The following is a 24,620-nucleotide window of genomic DNA, read 5'->3' on the forward strand; positions in this document are numbered from 1 at the left end:
GCGCTTTTCCGAATAATTTCTATCTAATGTAGAATTCAGGGGCGGCGCCACGCCGACCACCTTGACCAGCATCACGCCATCGACGATTGGGATCTCATGACCTCCAACGCCGAACCCGGACCCGCTTCCGGCAACGGACCAGTTGGTGTCTCTGGCCCCACAAAATCCCTGTGGCTCAAACTGCTGGCCTTGAGCTCGGCCGCCTCGGCCGTCGCCTTGGTCCTGACCGGCATCGCCGCCTTCGTCTTCAACGGCGCGGTCGGGTTCTGGTCCTCCCTCTTCGGGGGAGCCCTGGTGATGGCGTTCTTTGCCATCAGCCTCGCGGTGGGCCACTTCGTTGGCCGCAACAACCCTTCCGGAGCGATCGGACTGTTCGTCGCGACGTACTTCGTCAAAGTTGTCGGCTTTGCCGTGGTCCTCTTCGCCATCGGGACTCCGGACTGGCTGCACGGCCGCTGGTTCCTGATTGGCGCCGTCGTGACTGTCGTGTTTTGGCAGGCAGCCGAAATTTACGGTTTCAGCAAGGCCAGGCTCCAAATTTACAACGACCCCGAAACCCGAAAAGACGGCACAGATGTTTAGCCGCAAAAAGGGCCAACGGCCAGTCACCGGACCGCTTGCCGGACAAATTAACAAGCCAGCCAAAACACCTAAAACCACAGCCGGTGCCCCCGGTGTATCGACGGATGGCAGCGACGGCGGATACAACGCCGGGATCGCCGTCTTCAGCTACATTGTTGGCGGAATCATCGTCTGGAGTTTGATAGGGTGGGGACTGGATAATCTGTGGGGAACCCGCTGGATTGTGCTCGCAGGCGCTCTGCTTGGAGCTGCGGGAGGGTTCTATCTTTCTCATATGCACGGCCTCACCAGCAACAGAACTTCAGCTGATGACGGCGATGCTGCACGTGGCCCGTCCCAGGACGAGGAACAGTAATGCCAAATAATTTCACAGGGGGAGAGGCGGGCAGTGATGTCGCCGGTCCCCGACCAACGCCCAATGATGGACACTGCAGAGAGGAAACGCGTTGATCGCGCTTGCGCTCCCGGCCCAAGATTCAGGAACCTTCACGCCTCCTGGAATTGAAGAACTTCACCTGCCGGCTATCCTGCCTTGGGGTGCGGCCGAAGGATTTTCCAAGCAGATGCTGCTGGTTATCCTCTCGGTCGTCATTATCGCTACATTCTTTCTGCTAGCTGCGCGGAAGCAGCAGCTCGTCCCCGGCAAGCTGCAGTTCGCAGGCGAGGCCGCTTATAGCTTCGTCCGCAACGGCATTGCCAAGGACATCATCGGCGGCCGGGACTTCATGAAGTACGTCCCGCTGTTGTTCACCCTCTTCTTCTTCATCCTGGTGAACAACATCTACGGTGCAATCCCGCTGATCCAGCTTCCGACCTTCTCGCACGTCGGCGGTGCCTACGTGCTCGCGGGGATCGTGTACGTCACCTGGATCGCCATCGGCGTCAGGAAGAACGGCCTGAAGTACTTCAAGCTCGCTACGGTTCCTACCGGCGTTCCCTGGTACATCCTCCCGATCGTTATCCCGATCGAGATCATCTCCAACTTCCTGGTCCGCCCGGTCACGCACAGCCTCCGTCTGTTCGCCACCATGCTGGCCGGCCACCTGATCGTCATGATCGCGGGAGCGGGCATTGAGTTCCTCGTGATGCAGGAAAGCGTCCTCATGAAGGGCGCGTCCGTACTCGTCCTTGGTGGCGCCATCGCGATGTACATGCTCGAAGCGCTGATCATGGTGCTGCAGGCCTACGTCTTCACGCTGCTGACCGCGATCTACATCGAAGGCGCGCTGCACGCCGACAGCCACTAGGCATCACGCCAGCGGGCGCTATGCCAACCGGCACCACGCCAGCAGGCACAACATAGTCTTCCCCTCACGGGGATGAAGCAACCCAAACAACCTGCCACATGGGTGGCATCTTGAAAGGAAGAAAAATGGAAGGCTCCATCAACGGCTCCATCAACCTCGTCGGCTACGGCCTCTCCGCCATCGGCGGTGGTATCGGTGTGGGTCTCGTGTTCGCCGCTTACATCAACGGTGTGGCACGTCAGCCGGAAGCCCAGCGCGTCCTGCAGCCGATCGCATTCCTCGGCCTCGCGCTTACTGAAGCCCTCGCCATCCTTGGCCTGGTCTTCGCGTTCGTTCTCAAGTAAACAGAACAACCGAACATCCAGAACCGAGTAGATAAGGACGGGTGAAATATGAATCAAGCGATCATCTCAGCCGCCACTGAAGGCGGTACTAACCCCCTTGTTCCCAATCCCTGGGAAATGCTTGTTGTCTTCGCCGGCTTTGCTCTCCTCATGTACATCGTGGTCAAGTACGTTGTCCCGATGTTCGAGAAGACCTTCGCGGAGCGGGCCGAAGCCATCGAGGGCGGCATTGCCAAGGCCGAACAGGCCCAGGCCGAGGCCTCCGCAGCCCTCGAAGAGTACAAGCAGCAGCTCACGGAAGCCCGCGCCGAAGCCAACCGCATCCGTGAGGAAGCACGCGCCGAAGGTGCCCAGATCCTTGCAGAGCTGAAGGAGAAGGCGGCTGCCGAGTCGGCCCGCATCACCGCACAGGCCCACGCGCAGATCGAATCCGAGCGCCAGGCGGCCGTTGTGTCGCTCCGCGCGGAGGTCGGCACGCTGGCCACGACGCTGGCAAGCCGCATCGTCGGCGAAGCACTGAGCGACGATGCACGGTCGGCCCGAGTGGTGGACCGCTTCCTGGCAGATCTGGAGAACCAGAACGCGGGTGTAGCTAAGTAATGGCAGGTGTATCGAGCGAATCGCTGGCCGCTGCGCTGGCGGCCTTGGAAGCAAAGCTTCCCTCCGCGTCGCTGCAGTTGGCAACGGAACTGTTCGGAATCCTGGGGACCGTGGACAGCTCCGCTGGTTTGCGGCGGGCCCTGACTGACCCGTCCCGCAGCGGTGACGAAAAGTCGGCGCTGGTCAAGCAGCTCTTCAGCGGGAAAGTATCCGCTGACGCTGTTCAGATCGCTGCCGGACTGGCCAGCTCCCGCTGGGCATCCGCACGGGATATCGGCGATGCACTCGAGACTCTTGCCGCTTCGGTGGTCATCGCTGTTGCCGAGAACAAGTCGGCCGTCTCTGCCTCCGGGCTCACCGGACTGGAAGCGCTGGAGAACGATCTGTTCTCCTTCAACCAGGCCGTCGAGTCCAGCCACGAGGTCCAGCGTGCTCTGTCCGAGCCGCAGGCCAGCCCGGCCGCCAAGGTGACCCTCGCGGAAAAGCTCGTACCTGGTGCGAGCGAGGAAGCGAAAGTCCTGATCGGACAGGCCGTCACGGCACCGCGCGGGCTCAAGGTCACCAAGCTGGTTCGCCGTTTCGCCGAGCTCGCCGCCAAGCGCCAGCAGCGCTGGATTGCAACGGTCAGCGTCACCCGTCCGCTGACGGCGACCCAGACCAGCCGCTTGCAGCTGGGGCTGAACGCCCTCTACGGTCGCGAGCTCAAGATCAACCTGAACGTTGACCCGGCACTTATCGGTGGAATCCGGATCCAGGTTGGTGACGAAGTGGTTGACGCTTCCGTCGCCGCCCGCCTGGGCCAGCTCCAGCGCCAGATCGCCTAGCCAGCCGGACAAGCACAACCTAACGACAAGAAACCCCGGTCATCGTGAGCAACGATGATCACGAAAACAGGAGAGCAGGGACTGCAGATGGCCGAATTGACCATCAACGCCGACGACGTCCGTAATGCGTTGAACGAGTTCGCGGCGTCCTACGAACCCGGAAACGCAGAGCGCGTAGAGGTCGGCCGTGTAACAACCGCAGGTGACGGCATCGCCCGTGTTGAGGGCCTTCCCTCGGTCATGGCGAACGAGCTGCTTCGCTTCGAAGACGGCACTCTGGGCCTGGCCCAGAACCTCGACGTCCGCGAGATCGGTGTCATCATCCTCGGTGACTTCACCGGAATCGAAGAAGGCCAGGAAGTCCACCGCACCGGGCAGGTTCTGTCCGTGCCGGTTGGCGACGCCTTCCTCGGCCGCGTGGTTGACCCGCTGGGCCAGCCCATCGATGACCTCGGCGACATCAAGGCCGAGACCACCCGTGCCCTGGAACTCCAGGCACCGGGCGTGACCCAGCGTAAGTCGGTCCACGAGCCGATGCAGACCGGGCTCAAGGCTATCGACGCCATGATCCCGATCGGCCGCGGCCAGCGTCAGCTGATCATCGGTGACCGCCAGACCGGCAAGTCCGCCATCGCCATCGACACGATCATCAACCAGAAGGCCAACTGGGCTTCGGGCGACGTGAAGAAGCAGGTGCGCTGCATCTACGTAGCCATCGGCCAGAAGGCGTCCACGATCGCGGCCGTCCGCCAGACCCTCGAGGACAACGGCGCACTGGAATACACCACCATTGTGGCTTCCCCCGCGTCCGACCCCGCAGGCTTCAAGTACCTGGCACCGTACGCCGGCTCGGCCATCGGCCAGCACTGGATGTACGGCGGCAAGCACGTCCTCATCGTGTTCGATGACCTGTCCAAGCAGGCCGAGGCCTACCGTGCAGTGTCACTGCTGCTCCGCCGCCCGCCGGGACGCGAAGCCTACCCGGGCGACGTCTTCTACTTGCACTCCCGCTTGCTGGAGCGTTGTGCCAAGCTCTCCGACGAGCTCGGTGCAGGCTCGATGACCGGCCTGCCGCTGATCGAGACCAAGGCGAACGACGTTTCCGCCTACATCCCGACCAACGTGATCTCCATCACCGATGGCCAGATCTTCCTGCAGTCGGACCTCTTCAACGCCAACCAGCGCCCCGCTGTCGACGTCGGTGTGTCCGTCTCCCGCGTCGGTGGCGCCGCACAGGTCAAGTCCATGAAGAAGGTCTCCGGTACCTTGAAGCTGGAACTGGCCCAGTACCGCGACATGCAGGCCTTCGCCATGTTTGCCTCGGACCTGGACGCCGCATCGCGCCAGCAGCTGACCCGTGGTGCCCGCCTGATGGAACTGCTCAAGCAGGGCCAGTACTCGCCGTTCCCGGTCGAGAACCAGGTCGTCTCCATCTGGGCCGGCACCAACGGCTACCTGGACGACGTTCCGGTTGAGGACATCAACCGCTTCGAGACCGAGTTCCTCGAGCACCTGAAGCACAAGTCCTCGATCCTGACGACGCTGGCACAGACCAACGTCATGGACGATGACACCGCGGAAGCGCTGAAGACCTCGATCGTGGCCTTCAAGAAGGGCTTCTTCGGCGAGGGCGACAACCTCCTGGTTGGTGCGGGGCACGAGGAGCACGCCGCCATCGACGAGGCTCAGGTCGACCAGGAAAAAATCGTCAAGCAGAAGCGCTAGTTTCGCTGGCAGGGACTGCCGGGACCCCGAGGGGTTCCGGCAGTCCCGGCCACCGGGATCTTAGGAAAGGATAAGTATGGGAGCCCAGATTCGGGTCTACCGCCAGAAGATCAGCTCGACGACGTCGATGCGCAAGATCTTCAAGGCGATGGAACTGATCGCTACCTCGCGCATCGGCAAGGCCCGCGCACGCGTAGCGGCTTCACTGCCTTACGCAAACGCGATTACGCGTGCCGTTTCTGCTGTCGCAAGCCAGAGCGAAATCGACCACCCGTTGGTCACCGAGCCCGAGCAGATCCGCCGCGCCGCCGTCCTGGTAATCACCTCGGACCGTGGCCTTGCAGGTTCCTACTCGGCCAGCGTGCTCAAGCAGGCCGAAGGCCTCACCGAGCTGCTGCGTGAGGAAGGCAAGGAAGTCAAGACATACGTACTCGGCCGCAAGGCACAGGCGTACTTCGACTTCCGCAACCGTCCCTACGCGCGGGTATGGACCGGCAACACGGACGCACCGGAGTTTGCTACGGCGCAGGAAATCGGCGCCGCACTGCTCGAGGACTTCGCTACGGCATTTGAAGAGGACGGCGTGGACGAGATCCACGTTGTCTACACCCGCTTCAAGTCGATGGTCACCCAGGAGCCGACGGTCGTCCGCCTGCTTCCCCTCGAGGTTGTCGAAGAGCAGGCTGCGTCCGAATCGGACCTCCTGCCGCTCTACGAGTTCGAACCGGAAGCCGAGCAGGTTCTCGACGCCCTGCTTCCGCGCTACATCGAATCACGTATTTTCGCCGCCATGTTGCAGGCAGCAGCTTCCGAGCTGGCAGCCCGTCAGCGGGCGATGAAGTCCGCCGGCGACAACGCCACGGACCTCATCAAGAAGTACACGCGTCTGCGCAACACTGCCCGCCAGGCTGAGATTACGCAGGAGCTTTCCGAAATTGTGGCCGGTGCCGACGCCTTGAGCGCGTCCTAGCCAGCACGGTTCCGGATCCAGCTGTACCTGCACCAAAAGATAAACTTAACCCCCACGCCATCTACTGAGTGAAGTGAGAGAGATGACTGCCACCGCTACCGAACACGTAGCCGCAACGACCGGTGCTACCGGCCGCATTGCACGTGTTATTGGCCCGGTTGTCGACGTCGAATTCCCGGCTGACGCAATCCCCTCGATTTACAACGCACTCACCACGGAGATTACTCTCAACGGTGAGACCAAGACCATCACGTTCGAGACCGCCCTGCACTTGGGTGACAACCTCATTCGCGCCATCTCCCTGCAGGCTACCGACGGACTCGTCCGCGGCACCAACGTAGTGGACACCGGCTCGCCCATCACCGTTCCCGTTGGCGACGGCGTCAAGGGCCACATCTTCAACGTCCTCGGCAAGCCGCTGGACGTTGACGAGTCCGAGATCCAGGCTTCGGACCACTGGGCGATCCACCGCAAGGCTCCCGCCTTCGCGACGCTCGAGGGTTCCACCGAAATGCTGGAAACCGGCATCAAGGTCATCGACCTCCTCACCCCTTACATCAAGGGTGGAAAGATCGGCCTGTTCGGCGGCGCCGGTGTCGGCAAGACCGTTTTGATCCAGGAAATGATCACCCGTGTTGCCCGCAACTTCGGTGGCACCTCGGTGTTCGCCGGCGTCGGCGAGCGTACCCGTGAAGGCAACGACCTCTGGGTTGAAATGGAAGAGGCAGGCGTCCTCAAGGACACCGCCCTTGTATTCGGCCAGATGGATGAGCCGCCGGGAACGCGTCTGCGCGTGGCACTGTCCGCCCTGACCATGGCGGAGTACTTCCGCGATGTGCAAAACCAGGACGTGCTGCTCTTCATCGACAACATCTTCCGCTTCACCCAGGCAGGCTCCGAGGTTTCCACCCTCCTCGGTCGCATGCCCTCGGCCGTGGGCTACCAGCCCAACCTGGCTGACGAGATGGGCCTCCTCCAGGAGCGCATCACGTCCACCAAGGGCCACTCCATCACCTCGATGCAGGCCATCTACGTTCCCGCAGATGACTACACCGACCCGGCTCCGGCCACGACCTTCGCACACCTGGACGCGACCACGGAACTTTCCCGTGAAATCGCTTCCCGTGGTCTGTACCCGGCCGTTGACCCGCTGACGTCGACCTCCCGAATCCTGGACCCCCAGTACATCGGCAAGGACCACTACAACACGGCTGTCCGTGTGAAGCAGATCCTGCAGAAGAACAAGGAACTCCAGGACATCATCGCCATCCTTGGCGTTGACGAACTCTCTGAAGAGGACAAGATCGTCGTGTCGCGTGCACGCCGCATCCAGCAGTTCCTCTCGCAGAACACCTACACCGCCAAGCAGTTCACCGGCGTCGAGGGCTCCACCGTGTCCATCAAGGACACCGTTGAAGGCTTCACCGCGATCTGCGACGGCGAACTCGACCACGTGGCAGAGCAGGCGTTCTTCAACGTCGGCGGCCTGGACGACGTCGAGCGCCAGTGGGCCAAGATCCAGGAACAGACCAAGTAATATGGCTGAGCTTGAGGTTGAGATTGTCGCAGCGGACCACTTCGTGTGGTCYGGAGCGGCCAAGATGGTCAAGGCCCGCACCAGCGATGGTGAAATCGGAATCCTGCCCGGCCACTCGCCCCTGCTGGCGATTCTGGCCGAAGGTGAGCTGGCAATCGAGCCGGTGTCCGGGGACCGTATTGCTGTAGCTGTCGACGGCGGATTCTTCTCCGTCGACAACAACAGGGTGGTCATTGTTGCTGACAACGCCCAAATGGGCGAATCGGCTACTGCGGGGATCCGCTAGCACGACCTTGATGAACGATATTGGTTTGCCGTTCATCGTCCTGGCAACGGCGTTTGCGTTGCTGGCCTTTGCACTGTGCCTTGCGGGGGTGCGCCGCTTCAATCTGCGGCGTGCCCTCGGCACAGTGGACGCCTCCATTTGCACGGCTGGAAAGAGCTGGCAGATGGGGGTTTGTCGTTATCAGGACAACGACCTCGAATGGTTCCGCCTGGCCTCACTGAGCGTCCGTCCCAAACACACGTACCGGCGCAGCTCCCTGGAGCTGCTGGGCCGGCGCAAACCCACTGATTCCGAACTCCTCAAGGTCCAGCCCGACGCCGTAATCGTGGAGCTCCGCTACGAGGGGCAGCAGGTCCTTCTCGCCATGCGGTTCGACGCCTACACAGGGTTGTCGTCCTGGCTCGAGGCCGGACCCGTCATCGGCGTCGGGACCTGGCGCTAGCCCCCGTGGACTACCTCAATGACCTCCGCCTGGTTGACGGGCCGGTGGTGTGGTTCACGTGGTTCGCCGGTGCGGCCGGCCTGGCCTACCTCCTCTGGCACGCCGTTCTCCGTCCCACCTCTTTCCGGAACACCGCTTTCCGCCAGCGTCTCCGGCAAGAGGGGCAGCACCCGCCCGTTCCGGCCGCCGTCGTCGTGGCTGCCGTGATCCTGCTCGCCGCGGCGCTGACTGCGGCCGTGCACTGGTTCCTGATCTACGCGATTTCCGTATTCGCCGACGAGCTGCCAGCGGAGCCCCTCGCCTGGTCCGTGGCCGCCGTCGTCGCCCTGCTCTTGTGGCTCATGGGCCTTGCCGGCCTGTGGGCGAGCCGGGGCAGCCGCACCAATCGCTGGCGCCCAAGCGCCGCCGCCACGGCCGCCGTCCTGGCCGTCTTCCTGCTTGCCGCGGCCCAGATCAACATCTATTTCGGCTTGAACCACACCGTCAGTGACCTCACCGGCACGGCCGTGGCCCGGATCCAGCCGCTCGAGGCAGGCCTGACACGCGCGGCCGACGGCCCCGCCGCAATCGGGCTCGCCCACTGGCAGGCGCCCGCGGACCTTCCCGGCGGCGTCGTCCGCAGGGCTGTCATCCCCGGCACGCTCTCCGGCTTCCAGAGCCGGGAGGCGTACCTATACCTGCCGCCGGCCTACCAGAGTTCGCCCCGCCCCGCGCTGCCGGTACTGGTCCTCTTTTCCGGCCAGCCAGGGTCGCCGTCAGACTGGCACACCGGGGGAGCGCTCCGGGGCCGGCTGGACCGGTTCGCCGCACAGCACGCCGGGGTGGCGCCTGTGACGGTGGTGGTCGATCCGAACGGGTCGCCGTCGGGAAACACCCTGTGCATGGACAGCAGGATTGCCCGGGCGGACACCTTCTTGTCCCGTGACGTTCCGGACTGGATCAACCGCACCCTCGACGTCGATCCGGATTCCCGTCAGTGGGCCGTGGGCGGGTTTTCCTTCGGCGGCACGTGTGCCATGCAGATGGTGACAAGGCATCCCGACGTCTACAACGCGGCGCTGGCCTTCTCCAGCGAGAACGAGCCGGCCCTCGCGAAGGAACGCGCCAAGACCATCGAGGCCTCCTTCGGTGCCGACACCGCGGCCTTCGACCGGCAGACTCCGCTGAACCTCATGGCGGAACAGCGGTTCGACGGCCACGGGGTGTACTTCGCCGCAGGAGACCGGGACCCGGAATTCACCGGCTACATGGACCTGCTCTCCGATGCTGCACGCCGCGCCGGCTTCAGCGTCGAAGCCCACCGGATCGCCAACACGGGGCACTCCTGGGACACGGTATCCAACGGCCTGCCCGGCAGCCTGGACTTCCTGGCCCGGCGCTGGGGGATCTCGCCATGAGCCAGGCCAACACCGGCAGCACGCAGACCGCCGCGGGCAAGGGACCCCAGGGGGCGTCGTTGCTGGGCGTCGGACGGCAGGGCCTGCGCCGGACACTCGCGCATTTCCGTGCCGTCCCGTTCACGCTGGCGGTCCTCGCGGCGTTCCTGGTCATCGGGGCGCTCACGGGCAGTTTCCTCTCCGGGCCGCCGCACGCCCTGTTGCCCATCGCCTCGGTCACGGCGCCGGGGCTCATGGCGGGGCACTGGTGGTCGATGTTCACCTCCCTGTTCTTCGCCACGAATCTGCTGGCCTACCTCGCGGCGTCACTGATGATCCTGCTGCTCCTGGGCCTCGCGGAGCGGCATCTGGGTACGCTGCGGACGGCCGTGTTCTTCTTTGTGGGCCAGTTTGCGGCTGTGACGCTGTTCCTGCTTGTGACGCAGGTGGCCCGGTATATCGGTGACGGCTGGCTTGGACTCATGGTCAACGCTCGGCTGATCGGCCCGTACGCCGCGGTCCTGGCCGTTGCGCTGGCCGCCAGCGGGCTCCTGCCCGCACTGTGGCAGCGGCGGCTGCGGACCGCCGGGCTGTCGGCGTCCCTGCTGCTGGTGCTCTACGTCGGGCACCCGGAAACGGTCGTCGGGCTCTGCGGAGCCCTCGCCGGACTGGCCGCGGGCTGGTGGATCCAGGACGACCGGGGGACCCTGCACCGCCACCGTTCCACCGGACGGGAAACGCGCAACCTGCTGGCGCTCACGGTCGCGATCTTTGCCGTGGGACCGATCCTGACGGCCGCCGTCAGCAGCCCCACCGGCCCCCTGGCCCTGTTGCGCGACGTCGTCGTGAACCCGCTGCCCACGCTGGGCCAGCTGGAGCAGAACTGCGGCGGGTCGGTTGATGTCAGCTGCCTGGAGGCCGGCCGGGCGGGATTCGCCGGTCCGCTGGGCCTCGCGCTGGCCGTGGTCCCGGTGGTCCTGCTGTTGATCTGCGCGGACGGCATACGGCACGGCCGCCGCCTTGCCCTGCGGATCGCCATCATTGTCCAGCTGGCCGTGACCGCCCTGGCCGCCGTGTACCTTGCCCTGTTCGCGCGCATTCCGCACTACCCCAACCGGCCGCGCACGGCCGTGATGGGTTCAGGCTTCGTCCACGTCCTTCCGCTCGTGGCCGTTCCGCTGCTGCTGGCAATGCTGCTCTGGCTCAACCGCAGGCAGTTCCGGGTGGAGACGGCTCCGCGGGCACGGCAGATTCTGGGCATGGTGGTCGGCGGGACGTGGCTGGGGCTCGCCGGGGCCTACACGGTGGCGTGGCTGGCGGCCGGCGGGATGGACCGCGACGGCGGACTTCTGGGCCTGACGGCGGAACTCACCCGACAGTACCTGCCGCTGCCCATTCCCGGCGTCTACAGCCGGCTCTTCCAGAACCGCTACCCCGTGGAGTCCTTTCTGTTCGCCTTCGCCGGGATCATCTTCTGGGGCGTCGCCCTGGCAGCGGTCTGGTTGGTCCTGCGCCGGCGGCTGCACGGTACCGGGATGAACAGCACCGACGTCGGCTCCGGGGACCGGGACACGGCCCGTGAGCTCATCCGCCAAGGGGGAGACTCGCTGTCCTGGATGGCGCTCTGGGAACCGAACAAATACTGGTTTACACCGGACCGGCGCGGCGGTGTGGCCTATCAGCAGCACGGCAACGTCGCCCTGACCCTGGCGGGCCCGTTCGGACCCGCTGCCCTCCATGAGGCGACTGCGGCGGGGTTTATGCGCTACTGCGCCGAGCACGCCCTGATCCCGTGTTTCTACTCCTGCACCGACCAGCTGTGGCCAATGCTGCGCGCCCGCGGTTTCCGCCGTGTGGCCGTGGCGCAGGAAACCCGGCTCGCCGTGCGCGAACTGGAGTTCAAGGGCAAGGAATGGCAGAACGTCCGCACGGCGCTGAACCGCGCGGCCAAGACCGGTGTCCAGGCCGTGTGGGGGCGCTACAGCGATTTCCCGGCGCCGCTGCGGACACAGCTCAGCGAGGTCTCCGAAGAATGGGCCGCGCAAAAGCAGGTCCCGGAAATGGGTTTCACGCTCGGCAGCATGGACGAGCTCGACGACGACGAAGTGCTGTGCTGCCTGGCGGTGGACGTCGAAGGACGGGTGCACGGCGTGACGAGCTGGCTGCCGGTGTACCGGGACGGGCAGCTGGTGAGCTGGACCCTGGATTTCATGCGCCGGCGCGGTGACGCCTTCCCGGGTGTGATGGAGTTCCTCATTGCCTCGGCCGTGCAGGAGCTCAAGGGTACGGTCGAGGTGATCTCCCTGTCCGGCTCGCCGCTGGCGAAGGACCAGGCCGGAGACGACCCGGGGGACATTGGTGACACCGGACCGGAGGGGCTGGCGGGGATTCTTGATGTCGTGGGCCGGGCCCTGGAACCGGTCTACGGCTTCCGCTCGCTGGCAACGTTCAAGTCGCGTTTCAAGCCGGACTACCGCACGCTTTACCTTTACTACCAGGATCCGCTGCAATTGCCTGCGATGGGCCGTGCGCTGAGCCGCGCGTATCTTCCCGGCTTGTCCGTCCGGCAGAGCGCACGCCTGCTCCGCACCCTGGTTCGTTAGCAGGGTTCGTAAGCAGGGTTCGTCAGCCTGCGGCGTTTCCCATTCGCGGGGCCGCGGCAATTCGGGGCAACAATGCATCCGGGCCAAAAGCGCAGGACGGGAACACCGCGCCCAACAATGCACAAAAAATGATCCCCGGCACAAATGCCGGGGATCATTTTTGATGCCGGAAATGCCCTAAAGCAGTTCCTGGCGGGCGAAGACTAGACCAGCGTTACGCCGGTAGCCTGGGGGCCCTTGGCGCCCTGGCCGATCTCGAACTGAACGCGCTGGTTCTCGTCGAGGGTCTTGAAGCCGCCGGTCTGGATCTCGGAGTAGTGAACGAAGACATCGCCGTCGGAGTCATCCGGGGTGATGAAGCCGAAGCCCTTTTCTGCGTTGAACCACTTGACGGTTCCCTGTGCCATTTGTTTCTCCTCATTGTGGATCTTGAATAAGTCCGGCGCACTTCGCACCGCACTTGGTCACTCTGCGAGAAGAACCTTTGGCGTCGGCCGGATTCCCGGACCTTGGCGGCAGGAGCTTCACGCTCGCAACATGTCTTGCGAGCATGAAAAAACACCTACACAAAGACTCGTATAAGAATTTCATGACACTTGCGTCAGGTCAACGGGCGAACGGGAGAATTGCATAAATTTTGTGCAAAGAACCCCTTAACGCGAATCCTCGCCATGCAAAGCCCCTCGCAGCGTGCCTAGAAGAGCCTTGATTCGCTATCGTCAACGCCGCGCATGGCGTCGTAGTCCAGGGTCACGCAGTCAATTCCGCGGTCCTTGGCGAGGACTTTGGCCTGCGGCTTGATCTGCTGGGCTGCGAAGATTCCCCGAACCGGGGCCAGCAGGGGATCCCGATTGAGCAGTTCCAGGTACCGGGTGAGCTGTTCGACGCCGTCGATGTCGCCGCGCCGCTTCAGTTCAATGGCCACGGTGGCGCCGTCAGCGTCGCGGGCAAGGATGTCCACGGGGCCGATCGCGGTGAAGTACTCGCGGCGGATCAGCGAAAACCCGGTGCCGAGCAGTTCGATCTGGGCGGCCAGGAGCCGCTGGAGGTCCGCCTCGACGCCGTCCTTGATCAGTCCGGGGTCCTGGCCCAGTTCATGGGACGTATCGTGCAGCTGCTCATGAATGTTGATGATGAGCCGGTCATCGGTCTTGGCGGACTGAACCGTCCACTGCTCGACGACGCCGACCTCGACGTCGACCTCGTCCGGCGTGGAGACCCGCAGGGACGCGGGAGGGCTCATCCAGTTCAGGGGTTTGTAGGATCCGCCATCGGAATGGACCAGGACGGAGCCGTCGGCCTTGACCAGCAGGAGCCTTGTGGCCAGTGGCAGGTGGGCTTTGAGGCGGCCGACGTAATCAACGGAGCAGCGGGCTATGACTAAACGCACCCGGTCCACTCTACCGTCTGCGGATCGGTCCCCGGGCTGGGGCTGGCGTCCGGCTGGGGCAGAATGGAGTCATGCCCCGTTCCAACCGTCCCCGCCGCGCAGGCTCTGCCAAGACAGGTTCTGCAAGCACAGGTGCCGGCAAGGGCGCAGCCGGAAAGGGCAACGCCGGAGCCAGGACCGGCCCGGCGCCGGAGCTTGACCTGGAGCGCGCCCGCTCAGGGTTCGCCCGGCGGGAAAGCGCTCCGGACGGTGAATGGATGGTCCGCTCCATGACCGCGAGCCGTGCCGAGAAGACCTACATCTGCCCGGGCTGCTCCACCGCCGTGCTGCCGGGGATCGCCCACCTGGTGGTCTGGTCCGAGGACCACCTTTTCGGCGCCGCCGCGGGCCTCGCCGAGCGCCGCCACTGGCACAGCAACTGCTGGACCTCGCGGAGCTACCGGTATCGCTGACAGGCACCGCTAGGCAGTTTCGCTAAGGTGGAGGGCATGACTTTTGATCCCGCGTCGTACGTCTTCACCCAGCCGTCCGCGCCGACCGCCATCCGCGCCTCCACCGTCCTCCCGGCCCGCCGCGAGAACGTCGAACTCCGCACCTCGGACGGGCACCGGCTGGTGGGCGAGCTCGCGGTCCCGGAGTCCGGCGAGATCAAGGCAACACTCATCACGCTGCACCCGCTGCCGACGCACGGCGGCTTCATGGATTCTCACGTCTACCGCAAGGCCTCCTACCGGCTGCCGGCCCTCGCCGGGATCGCCGTGCTGCGCTTCAACACCCGGGGCACGTCATCGCCGCGCGGGACCAGTGGGGGAGCCTTCGAGGAAGGCATCGGCGAGCGTCTCGACGTCGAGGCCGCCGTGCGGTTCGCCGTGGACCGGGGCCTGCCGAACCGGTGGCTCGTGGGCTGGTCCTTCGGCACCGAGCTCGCCCTCATGTACGGCGCCGCTGAGCCCGTTGCTTCGGAGATCGAGGGGGCCATCCTGCTCTCGCCGCCGCTGCACCGGGCAACGGACGTGCACCTGAAGGAATGGGCGCAGGCGGCCAAGCCGCTGAAGGTGCTGGTCCCCGAACATGACGACTACCTGCAGCCGGCGGCCGCGGCGGCGAGGTTCGCGCTCGTGCCGCRGGCACAGGTGATAGGGGTCGACGGCGCCAAGCACCTGTGGGTGGGGGAGAAATACGCCGGACGGGTGCTCAACGAGATCGTGGACGAGGTTCTCCCCGGCAGCGCCGGAAATGGAAGCGCCGGGACCGTGCTGCCGCAGGAATGGGACGGGCCTGTCGCCACCGCGCACTGACTGCTAGCGGCTGTCCTGGCGGGCGATGTAGATTTCCTTGACCAGCAGCATGATCGCGGCCGCGGTGGGGATGGCGATCAGGGCGCCGAGCACGCCCAGCAGGCTGCCGCCGGCGATGACCGAGATGACGGCCACGGCCCCCGGCACCGCCACGGCCTTCTGCATGATCCGCGGTGAGATGAAGTACGCCTCGAACTGGAGGTAGGCGAAGTAGCAGATCGCGAAGACCAGCGCCGTCTGCCATCCGGCCGTCAGCGCCACGAGCGTCACCAGGAACCCGGCAATCATGCCGCCCACGAGCGGGATGAACGCCAGCAGGGCCACCACGAACGCCAGCAGCGTGGCGAACGGCACCCCGATGATCGACATCACGATGAAGGCGAAGGTGGCGTTCAGCACTGCGACGGCGGCCTGGCCGATCACGTAGTTGCCCACCGAACCGGTGATTTCCTCCGCCAGGGCCTGGACCCGGGGCCGGCGCGAGCGCGGCGCGAGACGGTAGCCCCACTTCTTCATGGCCGGAAGCGCGGCGAGGAAGTACAGGCTCAGGACCAGCACGATCAGGGCGCCGAACAGCCCGTTGGCCACGGTGGAGCCGAAGCCGACCACGCCGCCGAAGATGCCGCCCATGGCCTCGGGGTTGTTGACGAACTTCTCCAGCTCCTGGGAGATGCGGTCCCGGATGCCGAACTGGCTGTCGACGTTCCGGAAGAAGTCCGAGTCGATGAACTCCTGGACCCATTTGGGCGCCTGCTGCACGATCTGCGTGACCTGCTGCACGATCGTGGGGATCAGGGTGGCGAAAAATGCGGCGACAGCCACTGCCAGGGTGGAAACGGACAGAAGGATGCCGGCCGCCCGGGGGACATTCCTGCGTTCGAGCCAGCGCACCACCGGGTCCAGTCCCAGGGTGATGAAGAGCGCCGTGACGATCCACAACAGCAGCTGGGTCGTGTTCGAACCGATCCAGTAGACCAGGAGCGCGACGCCGACGCCGACCGTGCCCATGAAACCCATGTACAGCGGGTGCTGGGCGGACATCCGGGGACCGGGACTGCCGAAGGGGGCATCGGACCCGGCAGCAGCCTCGGCCTCGTGCTCCGGCGGCATCTCGAAACGGATCCTCGGCTGGGCCCCCGGCAGTGGCTGGCGCAGGCGCCGGGCCGCGGACAAAAGGAGGTTGGCCGCGGCATTCCTGGGGCTGGCGGCTGATGGCCGGGGGCCGGAATCAGATGGCTGGGGCCCGCGTTCCTGGCTGCCGGATTCCTGGGCTTCATCTTGTCCGGCGGCGGACGAATCCGTGTGTTCAGTCACTGCGTTGAAGGCCCTTAATTCTCTGCGGCGCCCCTGGGGCGGCGCTGGTGTGATGATCACCGCAAACACTATCAGCAGGCTTGTCAGCACACGGGTGGAGGCCCGGCGCGGGGGCCGTCGATGGGTCCGGGCCGGGCCGCCGATCTGACTCGCCGGTAACAAAATGGTTACTATTGAAGCTAACTGTCCGCTGATGATAGGTAGTATTTTGCGTTTCAAGACTGCAGTCGCCCTGGTGCTGCTTGGCCTCCTGACCCTCCTGGCCGGAATTGGCCAGAAGACGTTCTGGGCTCCACCGGAGACCATCACGGCCACCGCACAGGCCGATACTGCCGCCCCGCTGACCGTTTTCGACGAGAAGCTCAGGACGCTGCATCCCGGGACCGTGAAGATCCAGGTCAAGGGTGAAGGTGCCTTCATGCTGGCCGCGGGCCGGCCGGACGACGTCGACGCCTGGGTCGGCAAGACGGCGCACAATACTGTCGCCGGCGTCTCGGATGACGGCAAGGCGCTGCAGGTGACGCACACCGACGGCGATGCTGCCGCGCCGTCGCCCGCCGGATCCGATCTCTGGGTCAGCACCGAGAACGCCACCGGAGACATGGACTACTCCTGGAACCCGCCGGCCGACGGCGACTGGTCCCTCCTGCTCGCGGCGGACGGCACCAAACCCGCCCCCAGCTCCATCACCATGACCTTCCCGAACGACACCTCCACGCCGTGGGCCATTCCGTTCATGGTGCTCGGCGGCCTCCTGATCATTGCCGGCGGCGCGATGCTGGTCCTCAAGCCGAAGGGCAACAAGCCAGGGACCCGGACCGGCGGCGGAGACGGCGGCGCGGGCGACAGCTCATTCGCCCGCCGCGTGCAGGCCAAGGCCACGGCGCGGCGCGGGGGACAGGGGTCGGCTGCCGGCACGCAGGAGCCTGCCGCACCTGAATCCGCTGCAACCGCTGCACCTGAAACGACAGCACCGGAAACCACGCCGCAGCCGACTGTGCCCGGAAAAACAGTGCCCGGCAAAACTGTGCCCGGCAAAACTATGGCGGAGAAGGCAGCCCCCGAGCAGCGCAGGGGCTCCGTTCTCTCCGGCGGGATGCGCCGTTCCGGCATCGTGGTTGCCGTGCTGACGGCCACCGCCGTCGCCGGAACGTCGGTGGCGGCCCAGGCCAGCCAGACGCCCGCTCCGTCACCCAGTGCTCCTGCCGCCAGTGCTCCGGCTTCGGATGCAGCGGCCCCGGGCGCTGCCGCCGAGGGGCAGGCCGGCGACGCTCCGGTGCTGCTGGACGCCCAGTTCCGCCGCGTCCTGGAACAGGTTGCCGGTGCCGTCGACGCAGGAGACGCTGCCAAGGACGCAGCCAAGCTGGCGCCGCGGGTGGCGAGCTCCGAGCTGCAGGTGCGCACGGAGAACTACAAAATCCGCTCGCAGGCGGCCTCCGTTGAGGCCCGCATGCCCGTCCGCGCCACCAAGCTGCTGACCACTGTGGTCACCAACAAGCGCAGCTGGCCCCGCTCCGTGATGGCCGTGACACAGGGCGACGGCAACGTTGTCCCGCAGCTGCTGACCCTGACCCAGGCCTCCCCGCGGGAGAACTACAAGCTGGTCAGCAGCACGCCGCTGCAGCCGGGCGCCACCTTCCCGGCGATCGGGCGTGCCGGCACGGAGACGCTCGCGTCCTCGGACAAGTCCGGACTCCTGTACAGCGGTGACGAGGCGATGGCCGGGCTGGGTGACCGCCTGACCACGGCCGACTCCGCCTTCAAGGACAAGCTCGTCGAAGGACAGTCCTCCCCGTACATCGCGGACACGCTCGCCTACCAGGCCGACGTCGTCAGCTCGGGCGTCAACGGCACGTTCGCCTTCAGCCACAAGCCGGCCGCCGGGAACACTGTGGTGTTCCGTACGGCCGATGGCGGGGCCCTGGTCCTGGGGCGCCTGAACTTCGCGTTCGACGGCACTCCGAAGGCCGACGGGGACAAGCTCACGATCGGCGACGACGCGGCTGCCCTGGCCGGCGGCAAGGAGACCAGCACCGGCATGGTGCTGAACTTCGCCGAGTCCGTGGCTGTCTACGTTCCGCCCGCCGGTTCCAAGGATCCGATGAAGCTCGTGGCCGCCACCCGCGGCCTGGTGGGGGCGGCTTTCAAGTAGCCGTCGCCGGCGGGCGCGGTGGCGCCTGGCGGGACTTCAATGGCTAGAGTGGAGCTATGACAACGCCAGCTTCCCGCCCGGTCCCGCCAGTTGCCGCCAGCCCGCTGAACCTGCGCGGCGCCGTCGATCTTTCCGCTTTGAAACAGCGTCCCGCCCCCGCGGCTCCGGGCCCCGCCGCCACCGGGCCGGCCGGTTCTGCCGCCGCCCCCGCGGCGGACGCCGGCGCCGAGCAGGGCCGGCCGCTGCGTGTGGACGTGACCGAGGGCAACTTCCAGGAGCTCGTGCAGCTCTCGGCCCAGGTGCCCGTGGTGATCGCCCTCTGGGCCTCCTACTCACCGGGCTCCGACCAGCTGGTGGACGTCCTCGAACGCATCGTCGAGAGCTACGACGGCCGCCTGGTCCTCGGAGCCGCCGACATCGACGTCTTCCCGGAGCTGGCCCAGGCCTTCCAGGTCCAGGCCGTGCCGACCGCTGTCGCCGTCGTCAAGGGCCAGCCTGTCCCGCTCTTCCAGGGCGGCGCGGACGAGCAGCAGGTACGCAGCCTGTTCGACGAACTCCTCAAGGTCGCGGCCGCCAACGGCGTGACCGGGCAGATCGGAGCCGGCGCCGCCGGTAACGGGAATCCCGCCGGGGAACCGGAGGCCCCGCCGCTGCCGCCGCTGCACCAGGAAGCATTCGACGCGATCGAGGCCGGCGACTACGCGGCCGCCGCCGCGGCCTACCGGCAGGCGCTGACCGAGATGCCCACCGACGCCGAGGCCAAGGCGGGCCTGGCGCAGGTGGAACTCATGGAGCGCCTGCAGTCCTTCTCCGGGCCCGAGGCAGATGACCTCCGCCGGCTCGCCGCCGATGAGCCGGACAACCTCGATGCCCAGCTCGGCGTCGCGGACCTGGACATCGCCGGTGGCCACATCGAGGACGGCCTTGGCCGGATCGTGACGTTCATCGGCCGGAACTTCGGCCCGGAACGGGAGACCGCCCGGGTCCGGCTGCTGGAACTTTTCGACGTCGTCGGCACCGGTGACGAGCGCGTCGCCAAGGCCCGCCAGGGACTGGCCCGGGTGCTGTTCTAGTGGGATCGGCCCTCTTCGCGCCGCTGGACCTGAGGTCCCTGCGGCTGCAGCACCGTGGCTGGGTGTCCCCGATGTGCCAGTACAGCTGCGAGCCGGGGACCGGCGAGGGGGTGCCGACCGACTGGCACCTCATGCATCTGGGCTCCTTTGCCACCGGCGGAGCGGCCCTCATCCTCACCGAGGCCAACTCCGTGAACGCCGCGGGCAGGATCAGCCCCCGCGACGCCGGCCTCTACAACGATGACCAGGCCGCGGCCTGGGAACGCATCACCGCCTTCGTGCACCGCCATGGCACGGCAGAGGCCAAGATCGGCACACAGCTGGCGCATGCCGGCCGCAAGGCGTCCTCCTACTGGCCGTTCTCCGGCAAGACGGGCAGCGTGCCGGGGTCCGAGGGCGGCTGGGACACCGTGGGGCCAGGAACCGGTGCGTTCGACGGTTACGCGCCGCCGTCGGCCATGACCGAAGCTCAGATCGACGGCGTGATCGCCGACTTCGCCGCCGCAGCCGTGCGGGCCGTCGATGCAGGGTTCGACACGATCGAAATCCATGGCGCCCACGGCTACCTGCTGCACCAGTTCCAGAGCCCGCTGGTCAATGACCGCACGGACCGCTGGGGCGGGGACGAGACCGGCCGGAACCGGCTCACGCTGGCCGTGGTGGACGCCGTCCGCGCCGTCATTCCGGACTCGATGCCCCTGTTGCTGCGGATCTCGGCCTCGGACTGGGCGCCGGGCGGCATCGAGGCCGAGGCCTCGGTCCGGATGGCGGGCGCCGCCGCGGAACGCGGAGTGGACCTTGTGGACGTTTCCAGCGGCGGGGCCGTTGCCCACCAGCAGATTCCCGTCGGCCCCGGCTACCAGACCGGGTTCTCGGCCCGGATCCGGCGCGAAACCGGGGTCAAGACCGGCACCGTGGGGCTCCTGACCTCGGCCGGGCAGGCCGAGCACGCGGTGGCCACCGGCCAGGCCGACGGCGTGTTCATCGCCCGGGCCGCGCTGCGGGACCCGCACTGGTGGCTGCGGGCCGCGTTCGAGCTTGGCCATGACCTTGCGTGGCCGCCGCAATACGAGCGCGCCAGGCCCCGGCACTCCTTCTAGCGCAGTCCAAGGCGGTACCCCCCAGTGCTGTACGTCTTAGGACAGTAGGTCTAAGGGAAGGACTCCAGGAACTTACGCCTTGCGGACGATCCTTTTCGCGCCCCGGGACGGTTAGTCTGGCGTCATGACTTTCCAGCCTCCGCTGCCGCCTGGCCCGTCGTCGCCGCCGGCGTCTGTCCTGCAGGTGCCTGCCTTGTCCCTGCTCGGCCTCGCCAAGCGCTTCGGCGACAAAATCGCTGTCGACGGCATCAGCCTGGACGTCCCGGCCGGGTCCTTCTACGGGGTGGTCGGCCCTAACGGCGCCGGCAAGACCACCACGCTGTCCATGGCCACGGGCCTGCTGCGCCCCGACTTCGGGACCGCACTTGTTCACGGCGTCGACGTCTGGCAGCACCCCCTGGAAGCCAAGAAGCTGATGGGAATCCTGCCCGACGGCGTCCGGCTGTTCGACCGCCTCAGCGGCGAACAGCTGGTCACCTACGCCGGCCTGCTGCGCGGGATGGACCGGGAAATGGTGGCGTCGCGGGTGGCGGAACTGCTCGCCGCGCTGGATCTCGGCAACGATGCCGGCACGCTGGTGGTGGACTACTCCGCCGGCATGACCAAGAAGATCGCGCTGGCCTCGGCGCTGATCCACGCCCCGCGGCTCCTGGTCCTGGACGAGCCGTTCGAATCGGTGGATCCCATCTCGGCGGCGAACATCCGCGACATCCTGGAACGCTACGTTTCCTCGGGCGGAACCGTCATCGTCTCCAGCCACGTCATGGACCTGGTCCAGCGCATGTGCGACCACGTTGCCGTCGTCGCCGGCGGACGGGTCCTGGCCGCCGGCACCGTGGAGGACGTCCGCGCCGGGGCCAGTCTCGAGGACCGCTTTGTGCAGCTCGTGGGCGGCCGGAACCACACGGAAGGCCTGGAATGGTTGCGCACCTTCTAAGGCTCAAACTGGCCCTGCTGCGCAACAGCGTCCGGCGCAGCCCGTGGCAGCTGGTAGGCCTCGGGATCGGTGCCCTGTATGCCCTGGGTTTGGTCGGCATTTGCGCGGCCGGGCTCCTGGTCCTCCGCGGCCAGGAGATCGAGCTCGCGCAGACCGTGGTGGTCCTGGGCGGCGCGGCGGCCCTGCTGGGCTGGGCCATTATCCCCGTCGCGGTCTCCGCGGCAGACATGACCCTGGACCCGGCCCGCTTCACCACCTTCGCCGTGCCCATGCCGCAGCTGCTGGCGGGGCTGGCGCTGGGCGGCCTGATCGGCATACCGGGCCTTGCGACCTCGCTGGTGGCGTTCGCCACCGTGGGGACGTGGTCCCGCAGCGTGCCTGCCGCGGCCGGCGCGCTCGTCGGCGCGGCACTGGGCGTGCTGAGCTGCGTGGTGCTCTCCAAGGTCGTGACCACCGCGACGGCCGGCCTGGCCAGCTCCCGGCGCTTCAAGGACATCAGCGCCGTCGCCTTCCTGATTCCCCTGGTCCTGACGGGCCCCATCCTGGCGGGGGTCGCGAAGGGGATTGCCGATTCCGGCGATTTCCTGGTCGGACTGGCCCGGACACTGTCCTGGACGCCCGCCGGGGCCGCGTTCTCGCTCGGCGGCGAGGTGGCCGCTGGCCATTACGGTGCGGCTGCCGCGAAATTCCTCATCGCCGTGGCCACGCTGGCTGGCCTGGCCGTGGCGTGGAAGGTCCTGTTGCAGCGGGCCCTGGTAACACCGCCCTACGCGGGGACCTCCAAACGGCGGACCGGTGGCCCGGGCCTGTTCAGGCTGCTCCCGGCGACGCCGGCCGCCGCCGTCGCCGCCAGGTGCCTGTACTACTGGCTCCGGGACCCCCGCTACGCCGGCGCGCTGGTGGTGGTTCCGCTCCTGCCCGTGCTGTTCCTGTTCCAGGGCAGCCAGAGCGGGTTCTATGGCCCGTTCCAGTTCGTGGGGCCGCTGACGGCATTCCTGCTGGCCTGGTCCATTTCCACCGACGTCTCCTACGACAGCACCGCGTTCGCCCTGCACGTGGCCACCGGTGTGCGCGGCGCCGACGACCGGCTCGGCCGGGCCCTGGCGTGCCTGAGCTTCGCGCTGCCCGTGGTGCTGATCTTCAGCGTCGGCCCGTTCTTCGTCACCGGCGACTGGGACAAGCTGCCCGCGGTCCTGGGCCTCTCGCTCGGCGTCCTGTTCACCGGCCTGGGCCTGGCCTCGGTGATCTCGGCGCGCTACACCGTCAGCGTCCCGTTGCCGGGGGACAGCCCCTTCAAGAAGCCGCCGGGAAACGTGGCCCAGACACTCGCCGTGCAGTTCGGCGGCATGGGCATCCTCATGGTCCTCGTCGCGCCCGAAGCGGCGCTCGTGGCCGCGCAGTTCATCACCGGCAGCCCCGTGCCGGGCTGGATCGCGCTGGTCCTGGGCCCCGCGCTGGGCCTGGCCCTGTTCGCCGTCGGTGTCCGGGCCGGCGGAGCATGGCTGGACCGGCGGGCGCCGGAGCTGCTGGCACAACTGGCCGTCAACCGCTGAGGGGTGCATGCTGGGAGTGCGCAGTCTCGGGACTGCACAGTATCGGGACAGCACAGCATCGAGCACCCGGCAAAAGGCAGGGACCATGGAAGTTGTGATCCTTCCCGCCAGCAAGCAGATCGCGTCGCTGGCGGCGGATGCGGTGGAGGCCCTTCTTCGCCGCAAGCCCGACGCCGTGCTGGGCCTGGCCACAGGGTCCACGCCGCTGCCGATCTACGGTGAGCTGGCCCTGCGGCACGAGCGCGACGGCCTGGATTTCAGCCAGGCACAGGCGTTCGCCCTGGACGAGTACGTGGGCCTGCCGGCGGGCCACCCGGAGTCCTACCGTGAGGTGATCGCGCGCGAATTCACCGCACGGGTCAACATCAGCCCGGCCAACGTCCACGTGCCCGACGGCGCCGCGGAGGACATCCCGGCTGCCTGCCGGGCCTATGAGGACGCAATCCGCGCCTCCGGGGGCGTTGACCTGCAGCTGCTCGGCGTCGGAACGGACGGCCACATCGGCTTCAACGAACCAGGCTCCTCCCTGGCCTCCCGGACGAGGATCAAGACCCTGATCGAGCAGACACGCCGGGACAACGCGCGTTTTTTCGGCAGCCTGGCCGATGTGCCGCATCACGTCCTGACCCAGGGCCTGGGCACCATCCTGGATGCCCGCCACGTCATCCTGGCCGCCACCGGTGCGCAAAAGGCCCAGGCCGTCCGGGATCTCGTGGAGGGCCCCGTCGCCGCCATCTGTGCGGCGTCCGTGCTGCAGCTGCACCCGCATGCCACCATCCTCGTGGACGAGGCGGCGGCGTCGTCGCTTCGGCTGGCGGACTACTACCGCCACAGCTATGAGCACAAACCTCCCTGGCAGGGCCTGTAGGCTCGCGCGGCGCCGTCCCGCCGGTCCGGCGGAGCCCATCCAACGGCTAAGATGGGTGTCATGACTAGCATGACCGATCCTCTCGAAAACGATCCGATGCGCGAGCTCTCCGGAGCCGGGACGTCAACGGCCACGATCGAGCGCGAGGAACTGCGCCAGGAAGTGGAACCCGGCGACCGGGAACGCTTCTCGCACTACGTGCGCAAGGAAAAGATCATGGAATCGGCGCTGACCGGTGAACCGGTCATCGCGCTCTGCGGCAAGGTCTGGACACCGGGCCGGGACCCGCAGAAGTTCCCCGTCTGCCCCGAATGCAAGGAAGTTTACGAGGGCCTGCGCCCCGGGAACGACGGCGGCAAGGGCTCCGGCGACAAGTAACGCTTCGCACGGGATCCGCTA

General features: G+C 66.6%; 25 protein-coding genes. 22 read left to right on the forward strand and 3 right to left on the reverse strand.

The genetic code is table 11. The annotated features are described in order from the left end of the window. The first annotated feature begins 96 nt into the window (after positions 1–96). From AB4089_RS01145 to AB4089_RS01205, 13 genes are all read left to right on the forward strand, one after another. Complete coding sequence (locus AB4089_RS01145; protein WP_441407503.1) at positions 97–582, forward strand: hypothetical protein; 486 nt, start codon at positions 97–99, stop codon at positions 580–582. Continuing rightward, positions 575–937, forward strand: a complete 363-nt coding sequence (locus AB4089_RS01150) for a hypothetical protein (protein ID WP_441407504.1) — start codon at positions 575–577, stop codon at positions 935–937. The genes AB4089_RS01145 and AB4089_RS01150 overlap by 8 nt, the downstream gene beginning before the upstream one ends. A 91-nt stretch (positions 938–1,028) precedes the next feature. Beyond that, positions 1,029–1,829: a F0F1 ATP synthase subunit A gene (gene atpB / locus AB4089_RS01155; RefSeq protein ID WP_441407505.1), complete on the forward strand. Its 801-nt coding sequence runs from the start codon at positions 1,029–1,031 to the stop codon at positions 1,827–1,829. A 125-nt stretch (positions 1,830–1,954) separates the two neighbouring features. Beyond that, positions 1,955–2,173, forward strand: a complete 219-nt coding sequence (gene atpE / locus AB4089_RS01160) for an ATP synthase F0 subunit C (RefSeq protein ID WP_091559519.1) — start codon at positions 1,955–1,957, stop codon at positions 2,171–2,173. 48 nt (positions 2,174–2,221) lie between these two features. Then, complete coding sequence (locus AB4089_RS01165) at positions 2,222–2,773, forward strand: F0F1 ATP synthase subunit B (RefSeq protein ID WP_441407506.1); 552 nt, start codon at positions 2,222–2,224, stop codon at positions 2,771–2,773. After that, on the forward strand, positions 2,773–3,597 hold the full coding sequence (locus AB4089_RS01170; RefSeq protein ID WP_441407507.1) for a F0F1 ATP synthase subunit delta: 825 nt from the start codon (positions 2,773–2,775) through the stop codon (positions 3,595–3,597). The genes AB4089_RS01165 and AB4089_RS01170 overlap by 1 nt, the downstream gene beginning before the upstream one ends. Before the next feature lie 87 nt (positions 3,598–3,684). Beyond that, positions 3,685–5,322, forward strand: coding sequence for a F0F1 ATP synthase subunit alpha (gene atpA / locus AB4089_RS01175; protein WP_441407673.1), 1,638 nt, complete (start codon positions 3,685–3,687; stop codon positions 5,320–5,322). A gap of 76 nt (positions 5,323–5,398) precedes the next feature. After that, positions 5,399–6,292, forward strand: a complete 894-nt coding sequence (locus tag AB4089_RS01180; protein WP_441407508.1) for a F0F1 ATP synthase subunit gamma — start codon at positions 5,399–5,401, stop codon at positions 6,290–6,292. A gap of 82 nt (positions 6,293–6,374) precedes the next feature. Then, on the forward strand, positions 6,375–7,829 hold the full coding sequence (gene atpD / locus AB4089_RS01185) for a F0F1 ATP synthase subunit beta (protein ID WP_441407509.1): 1,455 nt from the start codon (positions 6,375–6,377) through the stop codon (positions 7,827–7,829). A 1-nt stretch (position 7,830) separates the two neighbouring features. Continuing rightward, positions 7,831–8,115 carry a F0F1 ATP synthase subunit epsilon gene (locus AB4089_RS01190; RefSeq protein ID WP_441407510.1) on the forward strand — a complete coding sequence of 95 codons (285 nt, stop codon included), beginning with the start codon at positions 7,831–7,833 and terminating at the stop codon, positions 8,113–8,115. 10 nt (positions 8,116–8,125) lie between these two features. Continuing rightward, the gene (locus tag AB4089_RS01195) at positions 8,126–8,557 is read left to right on the forward strand and encodes a DUF2550 domain-containing protein (RefSeq protein WP_441407511.1); all 432 of its coding nucleotides are present in this window, start codon (positions 8,126–8,128) and stop codon (positions 8,555–8,557) included. Positions 8,558–8,562: 5 nt separating this feature from the next. After that, positions 8,563–9,954 carry an alpha/beta hydrolase gene (locus AB4089_RS01200; protein WP_441407512.1) on the forward strand — a complete coding sequence of 464 codons (1,392 nt, stop codon included), beginning with the start codon at positions 8,563–8,565 and terminating at the stop codon, positions 9,952–9,954. Further along, complete coding sequence (locus AB4089_RS01205; RefSeq protein ID WP_441407513.1) at positions 9,951–12,536, forward strand: bifunctional lysylphosphatidylglycerol flippase/synthetase MprF; 2,586 nt, start codon at positions 9,951–9,953, stop codon at positions 12,534–12,536. Before AB4089_RS01200 ends, AB4089_RS01205 begins: the two co-directional genes overlap by 4 nt. Before the next feature lie 203 nt (positions 12,537–12,739). Here the strand turns inward: AB4089_RS01205 and AB4089_RS01210 are convergent, their stop codons facing one another. After that, positions 12,740–12,943 carry a cold-shock protein gene (locus AB4089_RS01210; protein WP_011692441.1) on the reverse strand — a complete coding sequence of 68 codons (204 nt, stop codon included), beginning with the start codon at positions 12,941–12,943 and terminating at the stop codon, positions 12,740–12,742. Between the two features lie 287 nt (positions 12,944–13,230). Continuing rightward, entirely contained in the window at positions 13,231–13,926 is a 696-nt protein-coding gene (gene nucS, locus AB4089_RS01215) for an endonuclease NucS (protein ID WP_026266819.1), read from the reverse strand. A gap of 71 nt (positions 13,927–13,997) precedes the next feature. Between nucS and AB4089_RS01220 the strand changes: the two genes are divergently transcribed. Continuing rightward, positions 13,998–14,378: an ATP/GTP-binding protein gene (locus AB4089_RS01220; RefSeq protein ID WP_441407514.1), complete on the forward strand. Its 381-nt coding sequence runs from the start codon at positions 13,998–14,000 to the stop codon at positions 14,376–14,378. A 36-nt stretch (positions 14,379–14,414) separates the two neighbouring features. Next, positions 14,415–15,224: an alpha/beta hydrolase gene (locus AB4089_RS01225; RefSeq protein WP_441407515.1), complete on the forward strand. Its 810-nt coding sequence runs from the start codon at positions 14,415–14,417 to the stop codon at positions 15,222–15,224. A gap of 3 nt (positions 15,225–15,227) precedes the next feature. On the opposite strand, the gene AB4089_RS01230 is transcribed toward AB4089_RS01225, so the two are convergent. After that, positions 15,228–16,397 (reverse strand): AI-2E family transporter, encoded by a 1,170-nt coding sequence (locus tag AB4089_RS01230; protein ID WP_441407674.1) that lies wholly within the window; start codon positions 16,395–16,397, stop codon positions 15,228–15,230. Positions 16,398–16,731: 334 nt separating this feature from the next. On the opposite strand from AB4089_RS01230, the gene AB4089_RS01235 reads away from it, so the two are divergent. From AB4089_RS01235 to AB4089_RS01265, 7 genes are all read left to right on the forward strand, one after another. Then, the gene (locus tag AB4089_RS01235) at positions 16,732–18,690 is read left to right on the forward strand and encodes a hypothetical protein (protein ID WP_441407516.1); all 1,959 of its coding nucleotides are present in this window, start codon (positions 16,732–16,734) and stop codon (positions 18,688–18,690) included. Between the two features lie 56 nt (positions 18,691–18,746). After that, positions 18,747–19,763 carry a co-chaperone YbbN gene (locus tag AB4089_RS01240; RefSeq protein ID WP_441407517.1) on the forward strand — a complete coding sequence of 339 codons (1,017 nt, stop codon included), beginning with the start codon at positions 18,747–18,749 and terminating at the stop codon, positions 19,761–19,763. Then, a complete protein-coding gene (locus AB4089_RS01245) occupies positions 19,763–20,863 on the forward strand; it encodes an NADH:flavin oxidoreductase/NADH oxidase (RefSeq protein WP_441407518.1) in 1,101 nt (366 codons plus the stop codon). The genes AB4089_RS01240 and AB4089_RS01245 overlap by 1 nt, the downstream gene beginning before the upstream one ends. 124 nt (positions 20,864–20,987) lie before the next feature. After that, on the forward strand, positions 20,988–21,800 hold the full coding sequence (locus AB4089_RS01250) for an ABC transporter ATP-binding protein (RefSeq protein ID WP_441407519.1): 813 nt from the start codon (positions 20,988–20,990) through the stop codon (positions 21,798–21,800). Then, a complete protein-coding gene (locus AB4089_RS01255) occupies positions 21,782–23,353 on the forward strand; it encodes a transporter (RefSeq protein ID WP_441407686.1) in 1,572 nt (523 codons plus the stop codon). Before AB4089_RS01250 ends, AB4089_RS01255 begins: the two co-directional genes overlap by 19 nt. An 85-nt stretch (positions 23,354–23,438) precedes the next feature. Next, on the forward strand, positions 23,439–24,221 hold the full coding sequence (gene nagB / locus AB4089_RS01260; RefSeq protein WP_441407520.1) for a glucosamine-6-phosphate deaminase: 783 nt from the start codon (positions 23,439–23,441) through the stop codon (positions 24,219–24,221). Positions 24,222–24,281: 60 nt separating this feature from the next. Further along, complete coding sequence (locus tag AB4089_RS01265) at positions 24,282–24,599, forward strand: DUF3039 domain-containing protein (RefSeq protein WP_370122952.1); 318 nt, start codon at positions 24,282–24,284, stop codon at positions 24,597–24,599. The last annotated feature ends 21 nt before the right edge of the window (positions 24,600–24,620 follow it).

The sequence above is a fragment of the Arthrobacter sp. 2MCAF15 genome, assembly GCF_052115605.1.
Classification (GTDB): domain Bacteria; phylum Actinomycetota; class Actinomycetes; order Actinomycetales; family Micrococcaceae; genus Arthrobacter.